The sequence below is a fragment of the Polaribacter sp. genome, assembly GCF_036480315.1.
Taxonomy (GTDB): domain Bacteria; phylum Bacteroidota; class Bacteroidia; order Flavobacteriales; family Flavobacteriaceae; genus Polaribacter.
In genome coordinates this window covers 1-2,562 of sequence record NZ_JAZGGG010000019.1, presented here as the reverse complement: position 1 = coordinate 2,562, position 2,562 = coordinate 1, and the positions used below count along the sequence as shown (strand labels likewise).

Annotated in this window: 4 protein-coding genes; all 4 read left to right on the top strand. The window is 27.9% G+C overall.

The window, feature by feature from the left end:
• The first annotated feature begins 113 nt into the window (after positions 1-113).
• The 4 genes from V3V28_RS03065 (at position 114) to V3V28_RS03050 (ending at position 2,460) form a co-directional block, all read left to right on the top strand.
• Positions 114-383 (top strand): ATP-binding protein, encoded by a 270-nt coding sequence (locus V3V28_RS03065; protein WP_331363558.1) that lies wholly within the window; start codon positions 114-116, stop codon positions 381-383.
• The gene (locus V3V28_RS03060) at positions 384-1,115 is read left to right on the top strand and encodes a LytR/AlgR family response regulator transcription factor (protein ID WP_331363557.1); all 732 of its coding nucleotides are present in this window, start codon (positions 384-386) and stop codon (positions 1,113-1,115) included.
• Between the two features lie 308 nt (positions 1,116-1,423).
• Complete coding sequence (locus V3V28_RS03055) at positions 1,424-2,164, top strand: hypothetical protein (protein WP_331363556.1); 741 nt, start codon at positions 1,424-1,426, stop codon at positions 2,162-2,164.
• A gap of 2 nt (positions 2,165-2,166) precedes the next feature.
• Positions 2,167-2,460: a hypothetical protein gene (locus V3V28_RS03050; protein ID WP_331363555.1), complete on the top strand. Its 294-nt coding sequence runs from the start codon at positions 2,167-2,169 to the stop codon at positions 2,458-2,460.
• Positions 2,461-2,562: the final 102 nt, after the last annotated feature.

Genomic DNA, 2,562 nt, shown 5'->3' with positions numbered 1-2,562 from the left:
CAATAGACCAAGAAAAATTATTGGATATAAAACACCTAAAGAAATGATGGATATTGAGCTGAAATTTGTAGCTTAGTAACATCAAAAACCTAAACGCTTTGTTGCGTTAGAACATTGAATCCAAGTTAATAATAAATTCGTTAAAACATGCTTTTAATCAAAAAAAAGGTGAGGTAACTGTTCACTTATCAAAAAACGAGAAAAATCAATATAAATTTACCTATAAAGACAATGGAGTTGGTATGGATTTAATCAAGATTGATAAATCAACAAATTCCTTAGGCTTAAAATTAATAAAGATGTTGGCAGAAGAAATAGATGCAAGTATACAAGTAGAAAGTAACAACGGATTAACATATATTTTTAATTTTAAAATAAAATAGATGGTAGCAGCAATAAAAGTTTATATCGTTGAAGATGTAGCATTTTCTAGAATGTCACTAGAAACAATGTTGCTAGAAAATCAATATGAAATTTCGGGTTCTGCAGCAAAAGCAGAAATTGCTTGGGAAGAGCTACAGCAAATGCCTACAGATTTAATTTTATTGGATATTAATTTAGCTGGTGAGAAGAATGGTATTTGGTTAGCACAACAGGTTCGAAAGCATTTAAACATCCCTATTATATTCCTAACGGCATTTGGAGATAAAAATACTTTAAAAGAATTGTTAGATACCAATCCTAATGGATATTTAATGAAACCCTATCAAGAACCTACATTATTAACAACCATTAATATTGCTTTAGCTAATTTTTTAGAAAATCAAACAAAACCGATTGTTTCTGAAACAAAAGAAGTTTTTCAAGATTTTATCTTTATAAAAGATAAATACATGAAAGTTAGAATAAATATCAATGATATTTATTCTGTAAAATCGGAGGGTAATTACTTAGAAATAAATCTAAAAGAAAAAACACACGTTATCAGAAAGAAATTAATAGCGTTTAATAATGAACTTCCTAGTAATTTGTTATATCAGTGTCACCAAAGATATTTAGTTAATATAAATAAAATAGAAGGGTTGAAAAAAGCCGCTGTTATTATACAAAATAAAGAAATACCACTTTCTTTAAAATATAAAACAGCTATTGAAAAAGCACTTTCTATCTTATAATTTATCAATTCTATAGTTGAGATTCCTATTAATTCTTAATTTGGAATAAACCTATCTTACAAAAGAAAACGCTCTCGTATTTAGAAATTGATACATAGAACCCCGTTTTCTTAGACTGATTTATCAGTATTGTTCTAAAATTCTTCAAACTTCACAACAAAACGGTCAAACTTCACATTTTTTTGTTGTAGAACTTTTTCAGCCTCAATTTTGTTCTTTTAGATAGAATATAGTAAGATTCGTAAACTTACTTAGTACGGATTTCAGATTCTTTCTTTTTAAGAAAAACTAACTAAAAATAACCATTAATGAGAAAAAAGTATCTTTTTTTGATAGCCATTTTTTATACAATACTATCTATTCAATCACAGAATACACCAAGTAATGATGTATTAAATACAACAAACAAAACAAGTAGTAAAGATTCAATTTCTTTAAGTGAAATTTCTACTCGTAAGAATGCAATTGGGGTTTCTTTCGGGACTTCAGGACTAGGCTTTAATTATGCTAGAAAATTTAATTCAAAATTAAATGCCTTTATCACCTATCATAGTCTTACTATAAAGGATAAAGAACTAGATGCTTCTTCATTTTTAGACAATGATGATGTAGATTTTCTGGGGAAGGCAAAGAGTACTATTATAGATTTAGGTGCAGAATACCTACCGTTTAAAAACTCTTCTTTTAAGCTAGCATTTGGAGTTGGTTTTTTAAATGATGTAAGCATTGATGGATTAATTACTTACAAAGAAGATATTCAACTAGGTGCCGTAACTGTAAGCAAACAAGATGTTGGTAAAGTTGTAATAAATTCTAAATGGTCTGGTGCAGTACCTTTTATAGGTATTGGTTTTGGTCGCGCAATCCCTAAAAATAAATTGGGTTTTGGTATTGATATAGGAACTTATTTTACAAAAACACCAGAAGTAACCTTAACAGCAGATAAATTATTTGCACCAACACAAGATGAATTATCTAATTTACAAGATGCTTTTTCAACGTTAACGTTTATTCCAAGAATACAGTTTAGATTAACTTATAAATTATAAAAATGAAAAATAATATAAAATATTTAACACTTATAGTAATTGTATCTATAGGTTTTTTAATTGGTTGTTCTGAGTTTAAAGACAAGATAGACGATTTTAACATTGGTATTACCAACACTGTTTTTGAGCAAAATGCAATCTTAGAATTAAAAGATTATTTTGGGAATCATGAAGATATTATTAATACAGATTTTACGGTAAGTTTTAGTGGTGTAGATGCAGACAAATTAGTAAATGAAGCAGGTGAACTTGTTATTTATGAAACAGATGGTTTTATTGGTCTCAAATATAGTTAAAACTATGCACTTTAGTGCATCTCGCTTTAGCTTCTAAAAATGTTTACCTTTGTCTTATGTCAAAACAAAGAACAAATGGTCATACTGTTTCAAGATTAACTG